Below are 19160 nucleotides of genomic sequence, written 5' to 3'. Positions count from 1 at the left end.
ATCAATCTTGAATTGAGGTCTCCTTGCGATGCACGACCCCGCCACATCTCCCCCCATCAACCGACTGCTGGCCATCATGGCGCGGCTGCGCGATCCCCGCGAAGGCTGCGACTGGGATCTCGCGCAGGATTTCGCCAGCATCGCGCCCTATACGATCGAAGAAGCCTACGAAGTCGCCGATGCCATCGCCCGCAGCGATATGGCCGATCTGCGCGATGAGCTCGGCGATCTGCTCCTCCAAGTCGTGTTCCACGCCCGCATGGCCGAAGAAGCCGGCCTGTTCGGTTTCGATGACGTCGCCGCCAGCATCAGCGCCAAGATGGAAGCGCGCCATCCGCATATTTTCGGCGATCAGACCGGCGCGATGGATGAAGCGCGTTGGGAAGACCTCAAGGAAAAGGAACGCCAGAACAAAGGCGTAGAAAGCGCACTTGATGGCGTTGCTCTGGCGCTTCCGGCGCTGCTGCGGGCGGAAAAGCTTCAGAAACGCGCCGCGCGCACCGGGTTTGACTGGCCCGATCCCGCGGGCTCCGAGGCCAAGATTGCCGAGGAATTGGCCGAATTCAAGGATGCTCCGCCTGAGACCAAGCGTGAGGAAGCGGGCGATCTGCTATTCGCGGTGGTCAATTTCCTGCGCGCCCACGGCATCCCTGCCGAAGAGGCCTTGCGCGCGGCCAATGCCAAATTCGAACGCCGTTTCAAAGGGATGGAAGCGCTGGCCGAAGGCCGCTTTGCCACGCTCAACCTCGAAGAGCAGGAAAGCCTGTGGCGGAAAGTCAAAGCCGCCGAAAAAGGCGGCTGAAGAGCTACGCCGACAAGGCGGCGAATTGGCCCAGCTCCTTGGGGTTGAGGCGCACTGTCACCCGGCGTTGCGGGCCGCTTTCGCCGTCGGCCACATCGGCCTCGGCAATCACCTCGCCATGGGCATGCAGCCACGCCATGCGGCGGCCATCGCTGAGCGGCAGCATCACGGTAATTTCCTGCGCCCCGCCGGTCAGCATCGTGGCAAGCTGTTCCTCCAGCGCCGCGACCCCTTCCCCGGTCGCGGCTGACAGCATCACCGCCACCTGCCCTTCGGCGGCCTCGGTCAATTCGGCGCGCACATCAGCGGGCAGCAGGTCGCACTTGTTCCACACTTCAAGGATCGGGATCGCACTGATGCCGGTTGTGTCATCAACCACGCCAAGATCGGCAAGGACGTCCATCACCTGCTTTTTCTGCGCGGCGTGTGAAGGATTGGCCATATCGCGCACGTGGCAGATGATGTCCGCGCCCGTCACCTCTTCAAGCGTGGCGCGGAACGCCGCGACAAGCTGCGTCGGCAGATCGGAGATAAAGCCCACGGTATCGGACAGGATCGCCTTTTCGACGCCCGGCAGCCGGATCGCGCGCATGGTCGGATCAAGCGTTGCGAATAGCAGGTCTTCGGCCATGACATCAGCGCCGGTCAGCCGGTTGAACAGCGTGGATTTGCCCGCGTTGGTATAGCCGACCAGCGCGATCACCGGCCACGGCGCGCGCCCCCGCCGTTCTCGGTGGAGCGCGCGGGTTTTGCGGACCTGTTCCAATTCGCGCCGCAACCGGCCCATCCGCTGGCGGATCATCCGCCGGTCTGCCTCGATTTGGGTTTCCCCCGGCCCGCCAAGGAAGCCGAAGCCGCCGCGCTGACGCTCCAAGTGAGTCCAGCTACGCACCAGACGGCTCTGCTGATAATCGAGATGCGCGAGTTCGACCTGCAAGCGCCCTTCGGCTGTGGCCGCACGCTCACCGAAAATCTCGAGGATCAGCCCAGTCCGGTCGATCACCTTGCGCTTGAGCCGGGTTTCGAGATTGCGCTGCTGGATTGGCGTCAAGGCGCCATCCACGATCACCAATTCGGCTTCGTGCTGTTCGCACCACACCGCGATCTTTTCGACCTGGCCTGAGCCGAACAGCGTGTTCGGCTGCATCTGGCGAATGGGCAGGATCGCGGCGTGCGCGATCACAACGCCGATCGCCAGCGCCAGTCCGCAAGCCTCTTCGAGCCGTTCGCCCGCATCAATATCATAGCGCAAGGCTCTGATATCAGGGCACAGGACAAGCGCCCGCGCGCCGCGCGTCACCTCGTCCAGCAGGGTTTCATCAAAGCTCAGTCGTCTGCCCTATCGTCAAAATCATCGTCATAATCCTCGCCATCATCGCCATCGCTGGTGAGGTCCACCGGCTGCGCGGGCTGGATGGTCGAGACGGCATGCTTATAGGCCAGTTGCACCGCGCCGTCACGTTCGAGCAGCATGCAGAACAGATCATAGGCGGCAATGCGCCCTTGCAGCATCACGCCATTCACCAGGAACATCGTCACCTGCACATGGGCATCGCTCACCCGGCTGAGGAAGATATCCTGAAGCAGCTTGGCATTCTTGCCGCCGCCGCGTTGCTGGAACTGATCGGGGTTGAGCGACTGGCTCGGCATGATGGTGGAAATGGCGTGCTTGTATACAAGCTGCGATTGGCCATCGCGACGCAGCAGGATCGAGAAATTGTCAAACCACGTGACAATCCCCTGCAATTTCACGCCTTTGACAAGGAACATGGTGACCGGCACCTTGTTCTTGCGCAGCAGGTTCAGAAAAGCATCTTGCAGGCTGCCTTGCCGGCCACCCGCTGTGTTGCCACCACCGCCTGATTTTGCGGAGGCTGCCTCGCTGGTGGCGGGCCGAGGGCGCGGAGAGAGAGTTCGCCCGGTGGACATGTTCAATGCTCCTGTTCTTGGCTGGCCTTCGATGAGACCGGCAAATTGGCGAGACTATCCACGCCGGATGCTCGCAGGCGCACTAAATGGCGTGTCGCTGCCTTAGACGCAATGATTCAATGCAAGGGCAGTTCCCCCTGCCCGAGGCGCGGGCTTATTCTTCGCCCTCACCGCTGCGGCGATCAACCATGCCGAGCAGCTTCAATTTGCGGTGCAGGGCTGATCGCTCCATCCCGATAAAAGCCGCAGTTTTCGAGATATTGCCCGAAAAGCGGCGGATCTGGACGGCAAGATATTCGCGCTCGAAGCTTTCGCGCGCCTCACGCAGCGGCACACCCATCATCGCAAGGATGGTCTCGCCGCTGGCATTGGCCTGTTTGCCGGTGATTTCGGGTGGGAGCATGTCACGCTCGATCTGGGTCAGGCGCTCACGCGGGGTCATGATCACGGTGCGCTCGACGACATTGCGCAGCTGGCGGACATTGCCCGGCCAGTCATAGGCTTGCAGCGCGGCCATGGCATCGGGGAGCACTTCGGGCGGGGCGAGCCCCTGATCATTGGCGTAGCGGGTGAAGAAGTGTTCGGCGAGGGTCGGGATGTCCTCGCGCCGCTGGGCCAGCGGCGGAATCGCCACCGGCACCACATTGAGGCGGTAGAACAGATCCTCGCGGAAACGCTTTTCCTCCATTTCCAGCGTCAGATCACGGGTGGTGGAGGATACCACGCGCACATCAACCCCGATCTGGCGCGTGCCGCCAACCCGCACAAAGCTCTGGTCGGTCAGCACCCGCAGGATGCGCGCCTGCGTGGACAGCGGCATATCGGCGATCTCGTCGAGATAGAGCGTGCCGCCATCCGCCAGTTCGAGCAGACCGGGGCGCACCTGCTTGCCGCCGGATTCCTCGCCAAACAGCTCCTGTTCGAAGCGTTCGGGGGTTATGCGCGCCGAATTGACGAGGACGAAGGCATTGTCGGCCCGGCCGCTCCATGCGTGAAGCAAGCGTGCCGCCACTTCCTTGCCCGCCCCCGCCGGCCCCGAAATCAGCACCCGACTACCGGTGTTGGCAACCCGCTTGAGCGTCGCGCGCACCGCATTGATCGCAGGCGAATTGCCGGTGAACTCACCGCCGCCCCAGCTTCCTTCGCGCAGCCGCGAATTCTCGCGGCGCAGGCGTTCGGTCTCGGTGGCGCGTTCGACCAGCAGCAGCAGGCGCTCGGCCGAGAAGGGCTTTTCGATGAAGTCCATCGCCCCGCGGCTGACCGCGGATACCGCGGTGTCGATATTGCCGTGGCCCGAGAAGATGATCACCGGCAGGTTGGGTTCACGCGCCTTGATCGCATCAAGCAACTCCAGCCCGTCCATCTTGCTGCCATGCAACCACACATCGAGCAACACCAGCGACGGGCGGCGCTCGTCAATGGCGGCCAGCGCAGCGGTGCTGTCGCCCGCCGTGCGGCAGACGTAACCCTCATCGCCAAGCACGCCCGCGACCAGATCACGAATGTCGCGTTCATCATCAACAATCAGGATTTCAAGCGCCATCAGAATGTGCCTTTGCGGTGGTTCGGTGGGCAGAAAGTGGGGTGTGGTCAGCCATCACGCCGCGCCTCCCCCCGCCAGGGACGGGGTGCGAGCAAAGCGCAAGGTCACCAGCGTGCCGCCGCTGGCGCTGCTGGCAAAGCTGATCTCGCCGCCATGCTCGTCGATGATCTTGTTGACGATGGCAAGGCCAAGACCCGTGCCCTTTTCGCGGGTGGTGACATAGGGCTCGATGATGCGCTCGCGATCAGCCGGAAGGCCGATGCCATTATCCTCGATGGTGATCGCGATGGTTTCGCCCAGATCCTTCATGGTGACGGCGATCTTGCCCTGATAGCCACCGCGCGCTTCGGCGGTCCGGGCCTCGATCGCCTCGACCGCGTTCTTGAGCACATTCGTCATCGCCTGGCCGAACTGGTGGCGATCGCACAAGATCTCGCGATCCGTGATCGCCTCGCTGGAAATGGCAAAGCCGATCTCGGAATGCGCGACTTCTTGCAGGAACACTGCCTGCCGGACGAGATCGACAGCATCCTCGCGCCGGAACACCGGCTTGGGGAGCCGCGCGAAGGAGGAGAATTCATCGACCATTTTGCGCAGATCATCGACCTGACGGCGGATGGTGTCGGTCAGCTCGTCAAACAGCGCGCGATCATCCTCGCCGACCTGCTTGCCATAGCGCCGCTTGAGCCGTTCGGTGGCAAGCTGGATCGGAGTCAGCGGGTTCTTGATCTCATGGGCGATGCGCCGCGCCACATCCGACCATGCCGCCTGCCGCTGATCGAGGATCTGGCGGGTGATATCCTCAAAGGTGATGACATAGCCGCGGCTGCCCGGCGCGACGCGCACCGCCAGGGTGAGCAATTCACTGCCCTTGGCATGGGTGATGACTGCCCTGCCCTTGCCTTCGCGCGCCATCTGGCTGAGCTCGGGCGACAATTCCTCAAGCGCACGGCCAATCATCGCCCCGCCTTCGGCACTATCGGGCGCAAGCAGATTCTGCGCGAAACTGTTGATGAGCGTGATGCGCCCTGCATCATCGAGCGAGATCACACCGGCTGTCACTGATTCCAGCACGGCTTCGGTAAAGGCGCGGCGATCATCGATCTGGCGGTTGGCGCTGACGAGCGCCTGCGTCTGCTTTTCAAGCTGCGCCGTCATCCGGTTGAAGGCGCGGTTGAGCAGCCCGATTTCATCCGGGCCGGTGCGTCCATCCACCCGGAGCGCGAAATTGCCCTGCCCCACCTCGCGCGCGGCGCCCACCAGATTGGTGAGCGGTTCGACCTGCCGATCCGCAAAGCGCAGCGCGAACCAGATCGCAAGGCCCACCAGCAACAGGCTGACCGTCACCAGCGCGATGTTGAAGCGCAATTGCAGCGTGCGCGCGCTGCCGGTGAGCCGCTCATAGGCCACCACGATCGATTGCGCGCGCGTCCACGAATTGAACATCGATTCCTCGGTGGTGCGCGCATTGTAGAGGAAAATGCCCGCGGTCGGATCGATGGCGGAGAGCGCTTCGATCCGTTCAGGATTGCCCGAGACCACCACAAATTCGCCCGCATCGAGCCGGGGAAGCGCCGCCTTGGTGAATTCGAGCGGGCTGTTATCTTCGGTCAGATTGAGGATTGCCGCGGTCCGCAGCGAACCATCAGCCATGCGTTGCAGGATCGCGCTTTCGGAGATTTTGCGGCCCTGCGCTTGCAAGGCGTAGAAATCGGGAAAGTCGCGGTCGGTGATATCGAACCGTTCGAGGATGAGGCGCATGTCGCTCGCCATGGTGAGCGTTTCCTGCTGCACATCGCGCTGGTTCGCGTCGTAGTAATTCTGCGCGAGCGCATTGGCGTTTTCCATCAGCCCGCGCGAATCATCGGAAAACCAGAAATCGACCCCGGTCTGGAACAGGAAGGCGGCAAAGCCCGCCACCAGCAGCGTCGGCAGCGCTGCCACCATCGAGAAGAAGAACACCAATCGCACATGCAGCCGCGCAGTGCTGCCCGCCGCCCGCTTGAGCGCAAGCCTGCGTCCCCACAGCACCAGCAAGGCCATGGCGGGAACCAGCGTTGCCATCAGCAACAGCGATACTTGCATGGTGGGAAGCAAATCCGCCTCCCCCGGTGTGCGGGTATAGGCAAGGTAAGTCGCGCCGATCGCCATCACCAGCGCAAGCCCTGCGACCAGTTCCAGCCAGCCAAAGAAATTGGCGCGCCGTGCGCTCAGCACAAAACGCCGCCACCAGCGGGGTGGGCGATTGAGCGCAAGCGGGGAAGATTGACGCGGAAGGCCGACCATCGTTGCAGTGTTACAACACTGGTGTGGCAATCAGGCAAGGGTAAATCGGCAGGTAACCCACCGATGGGCTCATTTGAGCCGGGCACCCGGCCCGGTCTCGAGATCAAGTTCGCTGATCCGCTTGCGCAAGGTGTTGCGATTGATGCCCAGCAGTTCGGCGGCGCGCAGCTGGTTGCCACCGGTCCGGGCCAGCGCATGTTCGATCAGCGGACGCTCGAACACAGCCAGCACCCGGCGATAGATCGTGCCGGGGGCCGGGTTTTCCTCGGCGAGCCAGTGTGTCAGCGCTGCGGCGACACCGCAATCGGGAACCGGCCCGGCAGCCAGCGGCGCCGGGGCCTCATCTCCGATAATGTCGGCCACACTGGCGGCATCGATCACATCCTCGCGCGCCATCAGCGCAAGGCGATAAACCACATTGCGCAATTCGCGGACATTGCCGCGCCAGCTGCGCGCTTCGAGCTTCCTGATCGCATCGGCTGACAAGTGCCGGCGCGGCAAGCCATCTTCGGCCGCAAGGATCAGAAAATGCTGGGCCAGCGCCTCGATATCCTCGCGCCGCTCGCGCAGGGCGGGCAATTCGATCGGCACGACATTGAGACGGTAGAACAGGTCTTCGCGGAAGGTGCCCGCCGCGATCATCGGGGCAAGCGCGCGGTTGGTCGCCGCGATAATCCGCACATTGACCGCAATTTCCTGCCGCCCGCCAACCCGGCGGATACGCCCCGATTGCAGCGCGCGCAGCAGCCGGGTCTGGGCTTCGGCCGGCATGTCGCCGATCTCATCAAGAAACAGCGTGCCGCCATTGGCCTGTTCGAACTTGCCGATCGCCTGCGCCACCGCGCCGGTGAAAGCGCCTTTTTCGTGGCCGAACAGCTCGCTTTCCACCAGATCCGCAGGGATCGCCGCCGTGTTGACCGCGACGAAGGGGCCGGTGCGGCGATTGCCAAGCTGATGGATGGCTTCGGCCACCAATTCCTTGCCGGTGCCGCTTTCCCCGGTGATCAGCACGGTGAGATCATTGCGCAGCACGCGGGTGATCATGCGATAGACCCCCTGCATCGCCGGGCTACGCCCGACCAGCGGCATCCGCTCGCCATCGCCCGCATTCCCGATCTCGTCGACCCCGCCCGCGCTGCGTGCGCTCGCCGCCTGCTTCACCGCGTGAACCAGCTCATCAAGATCAAAGGGCTTGGGGAAATATTCGAACGCCTCGCTTTCGCTGGCGCGCACCGCCGTATCGAGCGTATTCTGTGCTGACAGCACGATCACTGGCAGATCGCCGGCACGTGCCCGCGCCGCGGCAAGCCCTTCGAGCCCGTCGCCATCTTCGAGCATCACATCGGTCAGCATCACATCGAAGCTCTGCTGGCCAAGCCACCGGTCTCGCTCGGCAATGCTCGCGCAATGGGTGATGGCAAAGCCTTCATCCTCAAGCGCGGCGGTGATCACGGTTGCGATGGCGCGATCATCCTCGACCAGCAGGACGTGCCGTTGTGTGCGTTTGCCCATCAGCCTGCCCTCCGGCGCGGAGCCTGCGGCAGATGCAGACGGAAATGGGTGAGCCCGCTGCGCAGGTCGCGATCATGGCTGACATTGCCGCGCATGTCGCGCACCAGCTTGCGCACCAGCGCGAGGCCAAGCCCCTGCCCCGCAGGCTTGGAAGAAACGAAAGGCTCGAACACATGATCGCGCAGCGCCGGATCAATCCCGGGGCCATTGTCAGAAACCGTAATCTCGATCGGCAGCGGGATCGCTTCACCCATGCGGATGGCGCTGAAATTGAGCCCGCTGACAAACCGCGTCTGCACCGTGATTTCAGGCGCGCCGTTTGTCAGCACGGCAGCATCGCGCGCATTCGAGATGAGATTGATCAAGACCTGCTCAAGCGCATCGCGATTGGCCAGCACCGGGGGCAACGAGGGATCAAACTCCTCGCGGATTTCAATCGCCGCGTCACCGCCCGCCTGCACCGTGGCGATGGCCGAACGGATCGCTTCGTAAGGATTGCACGGTTCGAGCGCGCCAATGCGCGTGCTGCCAAGCGCCTGCATCCGATCAATCAGCCGGGCAATGCGATCGACCTCATCGGTGATCATCCGCGCAAGTTTGCGATCTTCGGGCGCTAGCTTGCGTTCGGCAAGCTGCCCGGCGCCGCGAATGGCAGCGAGCGGGTTCTTGATTTCGTGCGCGAGAATGGCCGGGGCGCTCAACATCGCTTCACCGCTTTGATCGGGGGCGTTATCCTCATGCCCGAGAGCCGAGAGCGTGATAACCCGCCATCCGGGATGATTGCCCAGCGGGGAGGCGGTGAGGTTGACCCGCATTTCCGTCTCACCGATCACGAGCGTCAGATCGCGCACCACCAGCGCCGCGTCATTCACAGCGAGCCGCTGCGCCACCCGCGGATCGCTGATGCCAAGCCGATCCGTCAGATGCGTGCCAATCAGGCGCTTGGCACTGATGCCGAGCAGGTTTTCAGCAGCATGATTGGCCTCGGCAATGCAGCCTGCGTCATCGATCAGCAGCAGCGCAAACACCAAGCCACTGATCTGCGCGCGCGCGCTGGGGCGATCATCGCTTGCGGGCGAGGCCAGAACCGCCGCCACTTCCCCCGGCGCCGTGCTGTCGGCCACGTTCAGGCCGCCTCGCGCAGCAGGAACGGGGTGTAGAACCGCTCGATCTCGCCCAGCACCTGATCGGGATCATCGATGAAGTTCGCCATGTTGCGGAACTCGGCCGAGCCATGCATCCCCTTGGTGTACCAACCGAGATGCTTGCGCGCCATCTTGGTGCCGGTGTCGCGGCCATAGTGATCGAGCATGCGGTGGTAATGCTCCACCAGCACGGCATATTGTTCGTTGATTGCCGGATCGGGCAAAGCTTCGCCGGTGCGCCACCAATGCATGATCTGGCCGAGCAGCCACGGCTTGCCATAGGCGCCGCGCCCGATCATCACGCCATCGGCACCCGACAGCTCAAGCGCTTTGGCCGCATCGGCGATGCCGCAGATATCGCCGTTGACGATAACGGGGACGGTCACTGCGTCCTTGACCTTGCGGATAAAGGCCCAGTCGGCGTGGCCCTTGTACATCTGGTTGCGGGTGCGACCGTGGACGGTGATCATCCGCACACCGAGATCTTCGGCGATCCGCGCCAGTTCCGGCGCGTTGAGGCTGGCATGATCCCACCCCATCCGCATCTTTACGGTAACAGGAACCTTCACCGCATTCACGGTCGCTTCCATCAGTTTCACCGCCAGCGGCACTTCGCGCATCAGCGCGCTGCCCGCAAACTGGCCGACAACCTTGCGCACCGGACAGCCGAAATTGATGTCGATGATCGCCGCGCCATTGCCTTCCTGGATCTTCGCCGCTTCGGCCATGCTGGCGGGATCGCAGCCGACAAGCTGCATCGACACCGGCTCTTCGATCCGGTCCCACGCGGTCTTCTGGGTGCTCACGCGGGTTTCGCGGATCGCCGCCTCGCTCGCCACCATCTCGGTGACATTGAGGCCTGATCCATAGCGGCGCACAAGCGTGCGGAAGGGCATATCCGTCACCCCTGTCATCGGGGCGAGCACCACCGGCTCGGCCACCACGACGGGTCCGATCTGGATCGGCTTCATCGCCGGGGGAGTGGGTAGCGCGGTCATGGTGAGAGGGCTTTGCCTAAATTATGGGCAGCGCATAGTGGATTGCACAAAGCCCGTCCAGCGCTTAAGCGCTGCGCCGCTATGGCAGGTGCGCCTCCCTCCCTTCCCCCTTTTGCAGCCATCATCGTTGCCGCAGGCAAGGGGCTGCGCGTGGGCGGTGATACGCCCAAGCAATTCCGCAACTGGCGCGGCAAGCCAGTGCTGCGCCATTCAGCCGAGGCCTTGCTGGCAGCCGGTGCGGCTCCGCTGATCGTGATGACGAGCGCGGATGGCGCGGCGGCAGCCAACGCAGCGCTGGCAGGCCTGCCCTTTACCCTCGCACAGGGCGGCGCGACCCGGCAGGAATCGGTGCTCGACGGGTTGGAAGCGCTCGCAGCACAGGCGCCGCAAGCCGTGCTGATCCATGATGCCGCGCGGCCCGATCTGCCGCGCGCCGTGATCGCCCGGCTGCTCGGCGCGCTCGCCGATCAGCCGGGCGCCATTCCGGTGCTGCCGGTGGTGGATTCGCTTGCGGTTGATGATGGTGCCGGGCAGATGGTCGGCAAGGCCGAACGCGAGATGCTGCGCCGCGTGCAGACCCCGCAGGCCTTCCGCTACGCCGATATCCTCGCCGCGCACCGCGCCTGGGCCGGGCCGTTGGATGCGGGCGATGATGCGCAGGTGCTTGCGGTCAGCGGTGGTTCAGTCGCGCTGGTCGAAGGCGATGAACGCCTCAAGAAGATCACATTTGCCGAGGATTTCGTGGACACGACTGCACCTGCATTTCGCATCGGCCAAGGCTATGACGTCCACCGCCTCGAGACAGGTGAGGAGCTCTGGCTGTGCGGGGTGCAGATCCCGCATGACAAGGGCCTTTCCGGCCATTCCGATGCCGATGTCGCGCTCCATGCCATCACCGATGCGGTGCTGGGCGCGATTGGCGCGGGCGATATCGGCACGCATTTCCCGCCCAGCGATCCGCAATGGCGCGGCGCACGGTCGGCGCAGTTCCTTGAACATGCCGTGTCGCTCGCGCGCGAGGCGGGCTATACTGTTGCCAATTGCGACCTCACGCTGATTTGCGAAGCCCCGAAGATCGGGCCGCACCGGCCTGCCATGCGCGCGGCCGTTGCCCGGATCATGGACCTTGGCGAAGATGCTGTCAGCATCAAGGCGACCACGACCGAACGGCTTGGCTTTACCGGCCGGGGCGAAGGCATCGCCGCGCAAGCTATCGTCCTGCTGCAACGCGCCTGAACAGGAAAGACCACGATGAAACTCACCCAAGCTCTGGCCCCCGCACTGGCTTTGGCCGCCCTTGCCCAAGCGCAGGCGGCGCAGGCCCAACAAGCCTGCGTGCCGCCCGCTGATCTGGGCGATACCATCATCTATGCCCTGCCGATTGCCTATGATGCGGCGCGCACATCCTGTGCCAGACAATTTGCGAAGGACGGCTTTATCGCCCGCGGCGGTGACAAGTTCATCTCTGGCTTCCGCGCGCGCCAGAATGCCGCGTGGCCCGGCGCGATGCGCACGATGCAGGCACTGGTCGCCGGACAGCAAGGTGCGGGCAAGACCGGGGATCTTGATCTGGCAGGGCTGGCCAAATCGCTCCCGCCCGAAACCCTGCGCCCGCTGGTGGATGGCCTGATGGGGCAGATGATTGCAGGCGAAATCAAGCCGGCAAGCTGCGGCAAGATCGAACGGGCGATGGAATTGCTCAGCCCCTTGCCGGTCGACAATGTCGCCGGGCTGATGGGCTTCATGCTCGAAATCGCCGACATCAAGGAGCCGAGCATTTGCCCGGCCCAGATCCTCAAGAACACGCGCTGAGAAAAGACCCCCCCATGCCGCTTCATCTGGTTCCTGCTGATATCGCCGCGCTCGCCGAACGCGTCGTCGCCGAGAATGCGGCGCAAGGACGCAAGGTCGCGGTCGCGGAAAGCTGCACCGGCGGCTTGGTGGCGGGATCGCTTACCGAAATCGCGGGATCATCGGCGGTGTTGGAGCGTGGCTTTGTGACCTATTCGAACGAAGCCAAGATGGAAATGCTGGGGGTCGCGCAGGATATCATCGAAACCTTCGGCGCGGTCTCGATCGCCTGTGCGTGGTCGATGGCCAAAGGCGCGCTAGAACGCTCACATGCTGATGTTGCGGTGGCAATCAGCGGGGTGGCCGGGCCGGGTGGCGGCACCGCGCTCAAGCCGGTTGGCACAGTGGTCTTCGCGCGAGTCGTGCGCAACAGCGATGGCGAACCGGAGGGCGAACTCAAATTCTTCGAAGGTGGCGAAGGCCCCGATGGCCGCGCCACGATCCGCCATCAGGCGACGCTTTGCGCGCTCGAACTGCTGTTGCCGTAAAGCTGCGCGGCGCGGGTTTCGAAGGCTTCCACCATCTTGCGAAAGGCCTTGTCGAAATACTGGCCGGCGATCTTCTCGAACAGGCGGTTCTTGAAGGTGAATTCCACGAGGAAATCGATCTCGCAGGTGTGATCGTCGATCGCGCGGAAGGTCCAGACATTGTCGAGGTCGGAAAGCGGCCCGTCGACATAATGCACGTCGATCTCGTGCGGCCGTGCCTTTTTCACGCGCGAGGTGAAGCTTTCGCGGATGGCCTTGAAGCCCACCACCATGTCGGCGATCATCTCGGTTTCGCTGTTCGAGCGCACGCGGGTGGCGATCACCCACGGCAGAAACTCGGCATAGCGGCCGACATCCGCGACCAGATCGAACATCTGCTCGGCGCTGTAGGGGAGCCTGCGGGTTTCGCGGATGCCGGGCATCAGGCTTTCGCCAGCTTCGCCTCACGCGCGGCGCGCATTTTGGCGAAATCATCGCCCGCGTGATAGCTCGAACGGGTCAGCGGGCTGGATGCGACCTGCAGGAAGCCCTTGGCCCGAGCGATCGCGCCATAGGCCTCGAAGGCTTTGGGCGTGACGAATTCCTCTACATGCGCGTGCTTGGGCGTGGGCTGGAGATATTGCCCCATGGTGATGAAATCGACTTCGGCCGAGCGCATGTCGTCCATCACCTGGTGGACTTCGAGCCGCTGTTCGCCCAGCCCCAGCATGATCCCCGATTTGGTGAAGATCAGCGCATTATGCGCCTTGACCTCTTCGAGCAGGCGCAGCGAGGCATAGTAGCGCGCACCGGGGCGGATCGTGGGATAGAGCCGCGGCACGGTTTCGAGATTGTGGTTGTAAACATCCGGCCCGGCCTCGCAGATCATCTCGACCGCGCTGCGCATCTTGCCGCGGAAATCAGGCGTGAGGATCTCGATCGTGGTGTTCGGCGTGGTGCGGCGCAGCGCCTCGATCACCTTGACGAATTGCGATGCGCCGCCATCGGGCAAATCATCGCGGTCAACGCTGGTGATGACGATATGTTCAAGGCCCATCTTGGCCGCCGCGATTGCGGTGTGTTCGGGCTCAAGCGGATCAACCGCGCGCGGCATCCCGGTCTTGACGTTACAGAACGCGCAGGCCCGGGTGCAGACATCGCCAAGGATCATCACCGTGGCGTGCTTCTTCGTCCAGCATTCGCCGATATTGGGGCACGCCGCTTCTTCACACACGGTGTGAAGGTTGAGCTCGCGCATCAGCTTGCGGGTTTCTTTATACCCCTCGCTGACGGGCGCACGCACCCGGATCCAGTCGGGCTTACGCTGGCGCGCGGGACGCTCGGCAGGCTGTTGCGGTTGCGGGGTGCTGGCAAGATCGTTCATGGGGCTCATTTAGGCGCGCACAGGCACACTGGCAACGCCGGTGCGTCATCAAAAACCGCAAACGCGCTTGCAGAGGGCAAAAGAAAAGCGCCGACCTCGCGGCCGGCGCTCTGCTTGTCCGTGGTGGATCAGCGGGCTCAGCCGCCGATCTGCACGCCGTTCATCTTCTGCTTGGCATAGGCGCTCCACAGCATCGCGACCGGAGCGCGCGCCGGTTCGTCAACCTTGGCAAAGGTTTCGATCGCCGCCGCGTAATTGCCCATGCCGATCTGCGCCATCCCCATCCGCTGGAGCACTTCACCGCGCGGCGCGCCCGGCATCGCAAGCGCCTTTTCGAAATAACCAGCGGCCTTGGCATAGTCGCCATAGCTGAGGAAAGTACGGGCCGCGTTCAGCACCTGCGCCAAAGTCGCCCCCGGCTTGTTGGCGGCCGCTTCGGTGGCCGGCAATTCGGTGCGGTCACTCGCAAGGGTGCGGTTGGCCACGGTCATCTGTTCGTTCACCCAGGTATCGCTGCGGTTGACCGTTCCGCTGGCGAAGCCCTTGTCGATCAGCTCCTTGACTTCCTTCGGGTAACGGGCGGCGCGCGCCAGTTCGACGAATGCGAGGTAATCCTGCCCACGTTCAAGCGTGCCGACATCGCGCGACAGGCGCAGCAGATCGAGCAGCGCCTCTTCGTTGCCGCGATCATCCAGCAGGGCCAGATTGCGCACGATGGTGATCGAATCGCGCCAGATCAGCGCGCGGGCATCTTCGGCGAGCCACAATTGCAGCAGGTCATAGGTCTGCGGGGCGAGTTGGTTGTCGAGCCCGGTCTTGATGCCGTAGCCGAACCAGCCCTGCTCGATCGAGCCGACCTCGGCCTTGCGCGCCGCCATGGCGACCTTGAGCGCTTCAAAGCCCTCATCAAACATGCCATCGCCCATGTAGAGCTGCGCCAGCTGATACCTCATGATAGCGTCCGAAAGCTGCTCGTTCGTGAACTTGTTGTCGATCGCGCGCTGCAGGTAGGTGCGTGCCTGCGGCGAGTTCTTCATGCGGTAATTGAGCTGGAAGCCGATGTAGTTGAATTGTCCCAGCTGCTCAGCCGGAACCTTGCCGCTGTTCAGCATCAATTCGAGGCCGCGCAGCTGCATCGCATCGTCCTGACCCTTCACCGCGGCCGAATAGGACATTTGCCCGGCCTGGAGCTGTTCGTCGGGCGACACTGCCAGCGCGGTCAGCTCTTGCAGCTTGGGCGAAAGCGTCGCGAGATCAGCGCCCGCAGCAATCTGCGCTTCAAGCGCCTTGTAGGCTTCGATAAATTCCTTGGAATAGACGGGCTTGGCGGCGTTCTTGTCGTCCTTCTTCTTTTGCGCATGGGCCACATCGGCAAAGCCGAAGGTACCGACCAGCGCCGTTCCACTGACAAGAGCCACGGCCAGCGCCAGCTGGCGACCAAGACGCAGGGGACGGTGGGCGAGGAAAGGCGAAGTCATGGCAAGCTATCTCCCAAATATTCCATGGCACGCGCGCCAAACAACGCGCTGCTTGTGTGCGTTCATGCCGGGCCGCTCTTGAACGCAAGCCAGCGATTTTGCAATTCCCTCTAGGTGAGGCGGGCTGAACGGGCTTTGAATGGTGCAAGGCAGAGGCCATGCCGTGACAAAAGGGCGGCAAATGTGGAAAAACTGCCCGAAGTTCCCGTCATGTTCCCGCTGACTTGTAGCGCATTGGCACTGTCGGGCCTACATTGGCGCCATTCCCGAGCGCCCGATGCGCGCCACCCCTTTTTCGGAAATGGTCTGAACCTTGAGCGACGACAGCGACATCATCGATTCCCCTGCCCCTGTCCCGATGGGCGGCTTTGAACGCATCGACATCGTCGATGAAATGAAGTCGAGCTATCTCGACTATGCGATGAGCGTGATTGTCTCGCGCGCGCTGCCCGATGTGCGCGACGGGTTGAAGCCGGTGCACCGCCGCATTCTCTTCGCCAGCCAGGAAGGCGGCTTTGTCGCCGGGCGCCCCTATCGCAAGAGCGCGAAGATCGTCGGGGACGTGATGGGTAACTATCACCCGCACGGCGATGCCGCGATCTATGATGCGCTGGCGCGCATGACCCAGCCCTGGTCGATGCGGGTGCCGCTGATCGACGGGCAAGGCAATTTCGGCTCGATGGACCCCGATCCGCCCGCTTCGATGCGCTACACCGAAGCGCGATTGGCGCGAGTGGCGAATTCGCTGCTCGATGATCTCGACAAGGATACGGTCGATTTCACCGAGAACTATGACGGCAGCCGGCAGGAGCCGACGGTGCTGCCCGCCCGCTTTCCCAACCTGCTCGTCAACGGCGCGGGCGGGATCGCGGTTGGCATGGCGACCAATGTGCCGCCGCACAATCTGGGCGAAGTGATCGATGCCTGCTTTGCCTATATGGACAACCCGGCGATCTCTTCGGAAGAATTGATCCAATATGTGCCCGGCCCGGATTTCCCCACCGCGCCGCTGATCCTCGGCACGCATGGCGCCCGGCAGGCCTACACGACCGGGCGCGGCTCGATCCTGATGCGCTGCCGTCACGAAATCGAGACCGGCCGGAATGATCGGCAGAGCATCGTCTTCACCTCGATTCCCTATCAGGTCGGCAAATCGAACCTTGTCGAAAAGATTGCCGAAGCCGCCAAGGACAAGCGGATCGAAGGCATTTCGGATATCCGCGATGAATCTTCGCGCGAAGGCGTGCGGGTGGTCATCGATCTCAAGCGTGATGCCACCGCCGAGGTGGTGCTCAACCAGATCTGGCGGCACACGCCGGCGCAATCCAGCTTCCCCGCCAACATGCTGGCGATCCGCGGCGGGCGGCCCGAAACCCTTACCCTGCGCGACATCATCCAGAGCTTCATCACCTTCCGCGAGGAAGTGATCACCCGGCGCACCAAGTATGAACTCGCCAAGGCGCGCGAACGGGCGCACCTGTTGCTGGGCCTTGTCGTCGCAGTGTCGAACCTCGACGAAGTCGTGGCGATGATCCGCAGCGCGTCCAACCCTGCCGAAGCGCGCGCGCGTCTCCTCGCCAAGGAATGGCCGATCGGCGATATCGCGCAATATATCCGTCTGGTCGAAGCGATCGAGCCAAGCGCGGATGAAAGCGGCGGCACCTATCGCCTGTCCGAACGGCAGGTGAAAGCGATCCTCGAACTGCGCCTGCACCGCCTTACGGCGCTTGGCCGTGACGAAATCGGTGATGAGCTGAAGGAACTCGCGCTCGCCATCGAGGAATATCTCGCCATTCTGGCTGACCGCGTGAAGCTCTATGCGGTGATGCGCGAGGAGCTGGCCGAAATCCGCGCAACCTATGCGACCCCGCGCCTCTCCGAAATCGCACCCGCTTGGGATGGTCTTGAAGATGAAGACCTGATCGAGCGCGAGGAGATGGTCGTTACCGTCACGCATGATGGCTATATCAAGCGCACCGCGCTCAACACCTTCCGCGCGCAGGCCCGCGGCGGCAAGGGCCGTTCGGGCATGGCGACCAAGGACGAGGACGCCATCGTCGAGCTCTTCGTCACCAGCACGCACAACCCGGTGCTGTTCTTCACCAACACCGGCCGCGTCTATCGCATGAAGGTGTGGAAGCTCCCCGAGGGCGGGCCGCAGACCAAGGGCCGCCCGATGGTGAACCTCCTGCCGCTGGGCGATGAGGAACGGGTCACCAACGTTCTCCCCCTGCCCGAGGACGAGGCCGAATGGGCCGATCTCAACATCGTGTTCGCGACCGAACAGGGCATGGTGCGGCGCAATTCGATGGACGCCTTCGCCAACATCCCCACCGCGGGCAAATATGCGATGGGCTTTGTCGAGGGATCGGGCGACCGGCTGATCGGGGTGCAATTGCTGCGTGAGGAGCAGGAGATTTTCCTCGCCTCCGACAGCGGCAAGGCGATCCGCTTCTCCGCCACCGATGCCCGCGAAACCAAGAGCCGCACCGGCATTGGCGTGCGCGGGATGAGCCTCAAGAAGGGCGGCAAGGTGGTGAGCCTTGCGGTGCTCGATCCGCTGTCTGCCGATATGGAAACCCGCGAGGCCTATCTGCGCGCGGCGGCGTGGAAGAACAACGAGAACGCCCCCACCCTTCCCGCCGAGCAGATGGCAGCGATGGCCGAGGCCGAGGAATTCATCCTCACCATCACGGCCAACGGCTATGGCAAGATTTCCTCGGCCTATGAATACCGCACCACCGGGCGCGGCGGCCAGGGGATCACCAATATCGGCCAGCCTGAAAGCAATCCCGAGCGCAACGGCCCGGTGGTGGCAAGCTTTGCCGTCCACCACGGATCGCAGCTCATGCTGGTGACCGATCAGGCCAAGCTGATCCGGCTCGGGATCGATTTCCGCCACCTGATCGAAGGCGGGTTCGACAGCCTTAAGGGCTTTGCGATTTCCGGGCGTGGTTCCTCGGGTGTGCGGATCTTCGATGTCGCCAAGGGCGAACACATCGTGGGTGCGGCCCTGATCGAAGGCGCGGACGATGAAGAAACCGAGGCCGAGCCGGACGCGGTGAGCGGCGGCGAACCCTCCGTCACCTGACGGTGCGTTCGCCCCGCAAGGTCTGCACCACCCCGGTCGCGATCATCAGCTGGCCGGCATAATAAAGCGGCCAGATGAGATAGGTCGGCACGGGTTCGAGGCTCACCGGCCCCATGCGCGAGAAGATCAGCCAGTCGCTGACGATGAACAGCACTGCCCCGGTGCCGACACGGTAGCGGGGGAAGCGGCTGAGCCATGCTGTCGCCGCCATAGCGCCCAGCGCCGCCGCATAGAGCGCGATCTCGGGCTTGAGGCTGAGCAGGTAACTCACCAGCGGGGTGCTGATCAGCAGCGCCGCCGCCAGCAGCTTCTGGCTTGGCGTGGTGCGAATACGGCGCTGGCGCAGGTAGAACGCCACAGCCACCAGATGGGAGGCAAGGAACAGCGCGCCGCCCGCGTTGAAATCAAGTTCGAGCACCATGTCCCCCGCTGCTGACAGCGCGAGGGCCAGCACGAAGATCGCCCCGTCGAGCCCCTGCCCTGCCCGCCGCCACGCATAGGTCGCAAGCAGGCCCACGGCGGCGCCCTTGAGGGCAATCAGCCACACCTCCCCAAGCGGATTGTCGCGCAGGAAATAGTAGGCAACCGCCGCCGCCACGCTGGCGAGCAGCCACGGGCGATGTTCGATCAACGCCTGTTTTGCCATGATCTGCCGCCCTCCTTTGTCGCTTGCC

At 63.5% G+C, this 19160-nt stretch carries 16 protein-coding genes; 5 read left to right on the top strand and 11 right to left on the bottom strand.

What is annotated here, in order from left to right; all coding sequences use genetic code 11:
* The first annotated feature begins 28 nt into the window (after positions 1 to 28).
* Positions 29 to 802, top strand: coding sequence for a nucleoside triphosphate pyrophosphohydrolase (gene mazG / locus SOQ14_RS11610; RefSeq protein WP_322898283.1), 774 nt, complete (start codon positions 29 to 31; stop codon positions 800 to 802).
* A gap of 4 nt (positions 803 to 806) precedes the next feature.
* Here mazG and hflX read toward each other — a convergent pair whose 3' ends face one another.
* From hflX to dusB, 7 genes are all read right to left on the bottom strand, one after another.
* The gene (hflX, locus tag SOQ14_RS11605) at positions 807 to 2102 is read right to left on the bottom strand and encodes a GTPase HflX (RefSeq protein ID WP_322898282.1); all 1296 of its coding nucleotides are present in this window, start codon (positions 2100 to 2102) and stop codon (positions 807 to 809) included.
* Between the two features lie 26 nt (positions 2103 to 2128).
* On the bottom strand, positions 2129 to 2731 hold the full coding sequence (hfq, locus tag SOQ14_RS11600; protein WP_322898281.1) for an RNA chaperone Hfq: 603 nt from the start codon (positions 2729 to 2731) through the stop codon (positions 2129 to 2131).
* Positions 2732 to 2885: 154 nt separating this feature from the next.
* Complete coding sequence (ntrX, locus tag SOQ14_RS11595; RefSeq protein ID WP_322898280.1) at positions 2886 to 4274, bottom strand: nitrogen assimilation response regulator NtrX; 1389 nt, start codon at positions 4272 to 4274, stop codon at positions 2886 to 2888.
* A gap of 54 nt (positions 4275 to 4328) precedes the next feature.
* Positions 4329 to 6560, bottom strand: coding sequence for a sensor histidine kinase (locus SOQ14_RS11590; RefSeq protein WP_322898279.1), 2232 nt, complete (start codon positions 6558 to 6560; stop codon positions 4329 to 4331).
* Positions 6561 to 6629: 69 nt separating this feature from the next.
* Positions 6630 to 8072: a sigma 54-interacting transcriptional regulator gene (locus SOQ14_RS11585; RefSeq protein WP_322898278.1), complete on the bottom strand. Its 1443-nt coding sequence runs from the start codon at positions 8070 to 8072 to the stop codon at positions 6630 to 6632.
* Positions 8072 to 9196, bottom strand: coding sequence for a two-component system sensor histidine kinase NtrB (locus SOQ14_RS11580; RefSeq protein WP_322898277.1), 1125 nt, complete (start codon positions 9194 to 9196; stop codon positions 8072 to 8074). Before SOQ14_RS11580 ends, SOQ14_RS11585 begins: the two co-directional genes overlap by 1 nt.
* Before the next feature lie 2 nt (positions 9197 to 9198).
* Positions 9199 to 10215 carry a tRNA dihydrouridine synthase DusB gene (dusB, locus tag SOQ14_RS11575; RefSeq protein WP_322898276.1) on the bottom strand — a complete coding sequence of 339 codons (1017 nt, stop codon included), beginning with the start codon at positions 10213 to 10215 and terminating at the stop codon, positions 9199 to 9201.
* A gap of 81 nt (positions 10216 to 10296) precedes the next feature.
* Here dusB and SOQ14_RS11570 point away from each other — a divergent pair, with 81 nt between their 5' ends.
* Genes SOQ14_RS11570 through SOQ14_RS11560 form a run of 3 tightly spaced genes read left to right on the top strand, consistent with a single transcriptional unit; the run spans position 10297 to position 12554 of the window.
* Positions 10297 to 11451, top strand: a complete 1155-nt coding sequence (locus SOQ14_RS11570) for a bifunctional 2-C-methyl-D-erythritol 4-phosphate cytidylyltransferase/2-C-methyl-D-erythritol 2,4-cyclodiphosphate synthase (RefSeq protein ID WP_322898275.1) — start codon at positions 10297 to 10299, stop codon at positions 11449 to 11451.
* Between the two features lie 15 nt (positions 11452 to 11466).
* Positions 11467 to 12027, top strand: a complete 561-nt coding sequence (locus SOQ14_RS11565; protein WP_322898274.1) for a hypothetical protein — start codon at positions 11467 to 11469, stop codon at positions 12025 to 12027.
* A 14-nt stretch (positions 12028 to 12041) separates the two neighbouring features.
* Positions 12042 to 12554: a CinA family protein gene (locus SOQ14_RS11560; RefSeq protein ID WP_322898273.1), complete on the top strand. Its 513-nt coding sequence runs from the start codon at positions 12042 to 12044 to the stop codon at positions 12552 to 12554.
* On the opposite strand, the gene SOQ14_RS11555 is transcribed toward SOQ14_RS11560, so the two are convergent.
* The 3 genes from SOQ14_RS11555 to SOQ14_RS11545 form a co-directional block, all read right to left on the bottom strand.
* The gene (locus tag SOQ14_RS11555) at positions 12515 to 12976 is read right to left on the bottom strand and encodes a type II toxin-antitoxin system RatA family toxin (protein ID WP_322898272.1); all 462 of its coding nucleotides are present in this window, start codon (positions 12974 to 12976) and stop codon (positions 12515 to 12517) included. The two genes, SOQ14_RS11560 and SOQ14_RS11555, sit on opposite strands and share 40 nt — an antisense overlap.
* The gene (gene lipA / locus SOQ14_RS11550) at positions 12976 to 13926 is read right to left on the bottom strand and encodes a lipoyl synthase (protein WP_416232758.1); all 951 of its coding nucleotides are present in this window, start codon (positions 13924 to 13926) and stop codon (positions 12976 to 12978) included. Before lipA ends, SOQ14_RS11555 begins: the two co-directional genes overlap by 1 nt.
* A gap of 128 nt (positions 13927 to 14054) precedes the next feature.
* Positions 14055 to 15395: a tetratricopeptide repeat protein gene (locus tag SOQ14_RS11545; protein ID WP_322898270.1), complete on the bottom strand. Its 1341-nt coding sequence runs from the start codon at positions 15393 to 15395 to the stop codon at positions 14055 to 14057.
* A 313-nt stretch (positions 15396 to 15708) separates the two neighbouring features.
* Between SOQ14_RS11545 and gyrA the strand changes: the two genes are divergently transcribed.
* Positions 15709 to 18486 (top strand): DNA gyrase subunit A, encoded by a 2778-nt coding sequence (gyrA, locus tag SOQ14_RS11540; protein ID WP_322898269.1) that lies wholly within the window; start codon positions 15709 to 15711, stop codon positions 18484 to 18486.
* Here the strand turns inward: gyrA and SOQ14_RS11535 are convergent.
* Positions 18479 to 19132, bottom strand: a complete 654-nt coding sequence (locus SOQ14_RS11535) for a lysoplasmalogenase family protein (protein WP_322898268.1) — start codon at positions 19130 to 19132, stop codon at positions 18479 to 18481. The genes gyrA and SOQ14_RS11535 overlap by 8 nt on opposite strands.
* Between the last annotated feature and the right edge of the window lie 28 nt (positions 19133 to 19160).

The sequence above is a fragment of the Erythrobacter epiphyticus genome (genome assembly GCF_034653295.1).
GTDB lineage: Bacteria > Pseudomonadota > Alphaproteobacteria > Sphingomonadales > Sphingomonadaceae > Erythrobacter.
The sequence above is the reverse complement of the archived record's forward strand: the minus strand, read 5'-3'. Positions and strand labels throughout refer to the sequence as shown.

Excerpts from the sequence above, each read along its gene's own strand:
- mazG (WP_322898283.1), top strand. The coding sequence starts at position 29 with ATGCACGACCCCGCCACATCTCCCCCCATCAACCGACTGCTGGCCATC.
- hfq (WP_322898281.1), bottom strand. The coding sequence starts at position 2,731 with ATGTCCACCGGGCGAACTCTCTCTCCGCGCCCTCGGCCCGCCACCAGC.
- ntrX (WP_322898280.1), bottom strand. The coding sequence starts at position 4,274 with ATGGCGCTTGAAATCCTGATTGTTGATGATGAACGCGACATTCGTGAT.
- SOQ14_RS11590 (WP_322898279.1), bottom strand. The coding sequence starts at position 6,560 with ATGGTCGGCCTTCCGCGTCAATCTTCCCCGCTTGCGCTCAATCGCCCA.
- SOQ14_RS11585 (WP_322898278.1), bottom strand. The coding sequence starts at position 8,072 with ATGGGCAAACGCACACAACGGCACGTCCTGCTGGTCGAGGATGATCGC.
- dusB (WP_322898276.1), bottom strand. The coding sequence starts at position 10,215 with ATGACCGCGCTACCCACTCCCCCGGCGATGAAGCCGATCCAGATCGGA.
- SOQ14_RS11570 (WP_322898275.1), top strand. The coding sequence starts at position 10,297 with ATGGCAGGTGCGCCTCCCTCCCTTCCCCCTTTTGCAGCCATCATCGTT.
- SOQ14_RS11565 (WP_322898274.1), top strand. The coding sequence starts at position 11,467 with ATGAAACTCACCCAAGCTCTGGCCCCCGCACTGGCTTTGGCCGCCCTT.
- SOQ14_RS11560 (WP_322898273.1), top strand. The coding sequence starts at position 12,042 with ATGCCGCTTCATCTGGTTCCTGCTGATATCGCCGCGCTCGCCGAACGC.
- SOQ14_RS11555 (WP_322898272.1), bottom strand. The coding sequence starts at position 12,976 with ATGCCCGGCATCCGCGAAACCCGCAGGCTCCCCTACAGCGCCGAGCAG.
- lipA (WP_416232758.1), bottom strand. The coding sequence starts at position 13,926 with ATGAGCCCCATGAACGATCTTGCCAGCACCCCGCAACCGCAACAGCCT.
- SOQ14_RS11545 (WP_322898270.1), bottom strand. The coding sequence starts at position 15,395 with ATGACTTCGCCTTTCCTCGCCCACCGTCCCCTGCGTCTTGGTCGCCAG.
- SOQ14_RS11535 (WP_322898268.1), bottom strand. The coding sequence starts at position 19,132 with ATGGCAAAACAGGCGTTGATCGAACATCGCCCGTGGCTGCTCGCCAGC.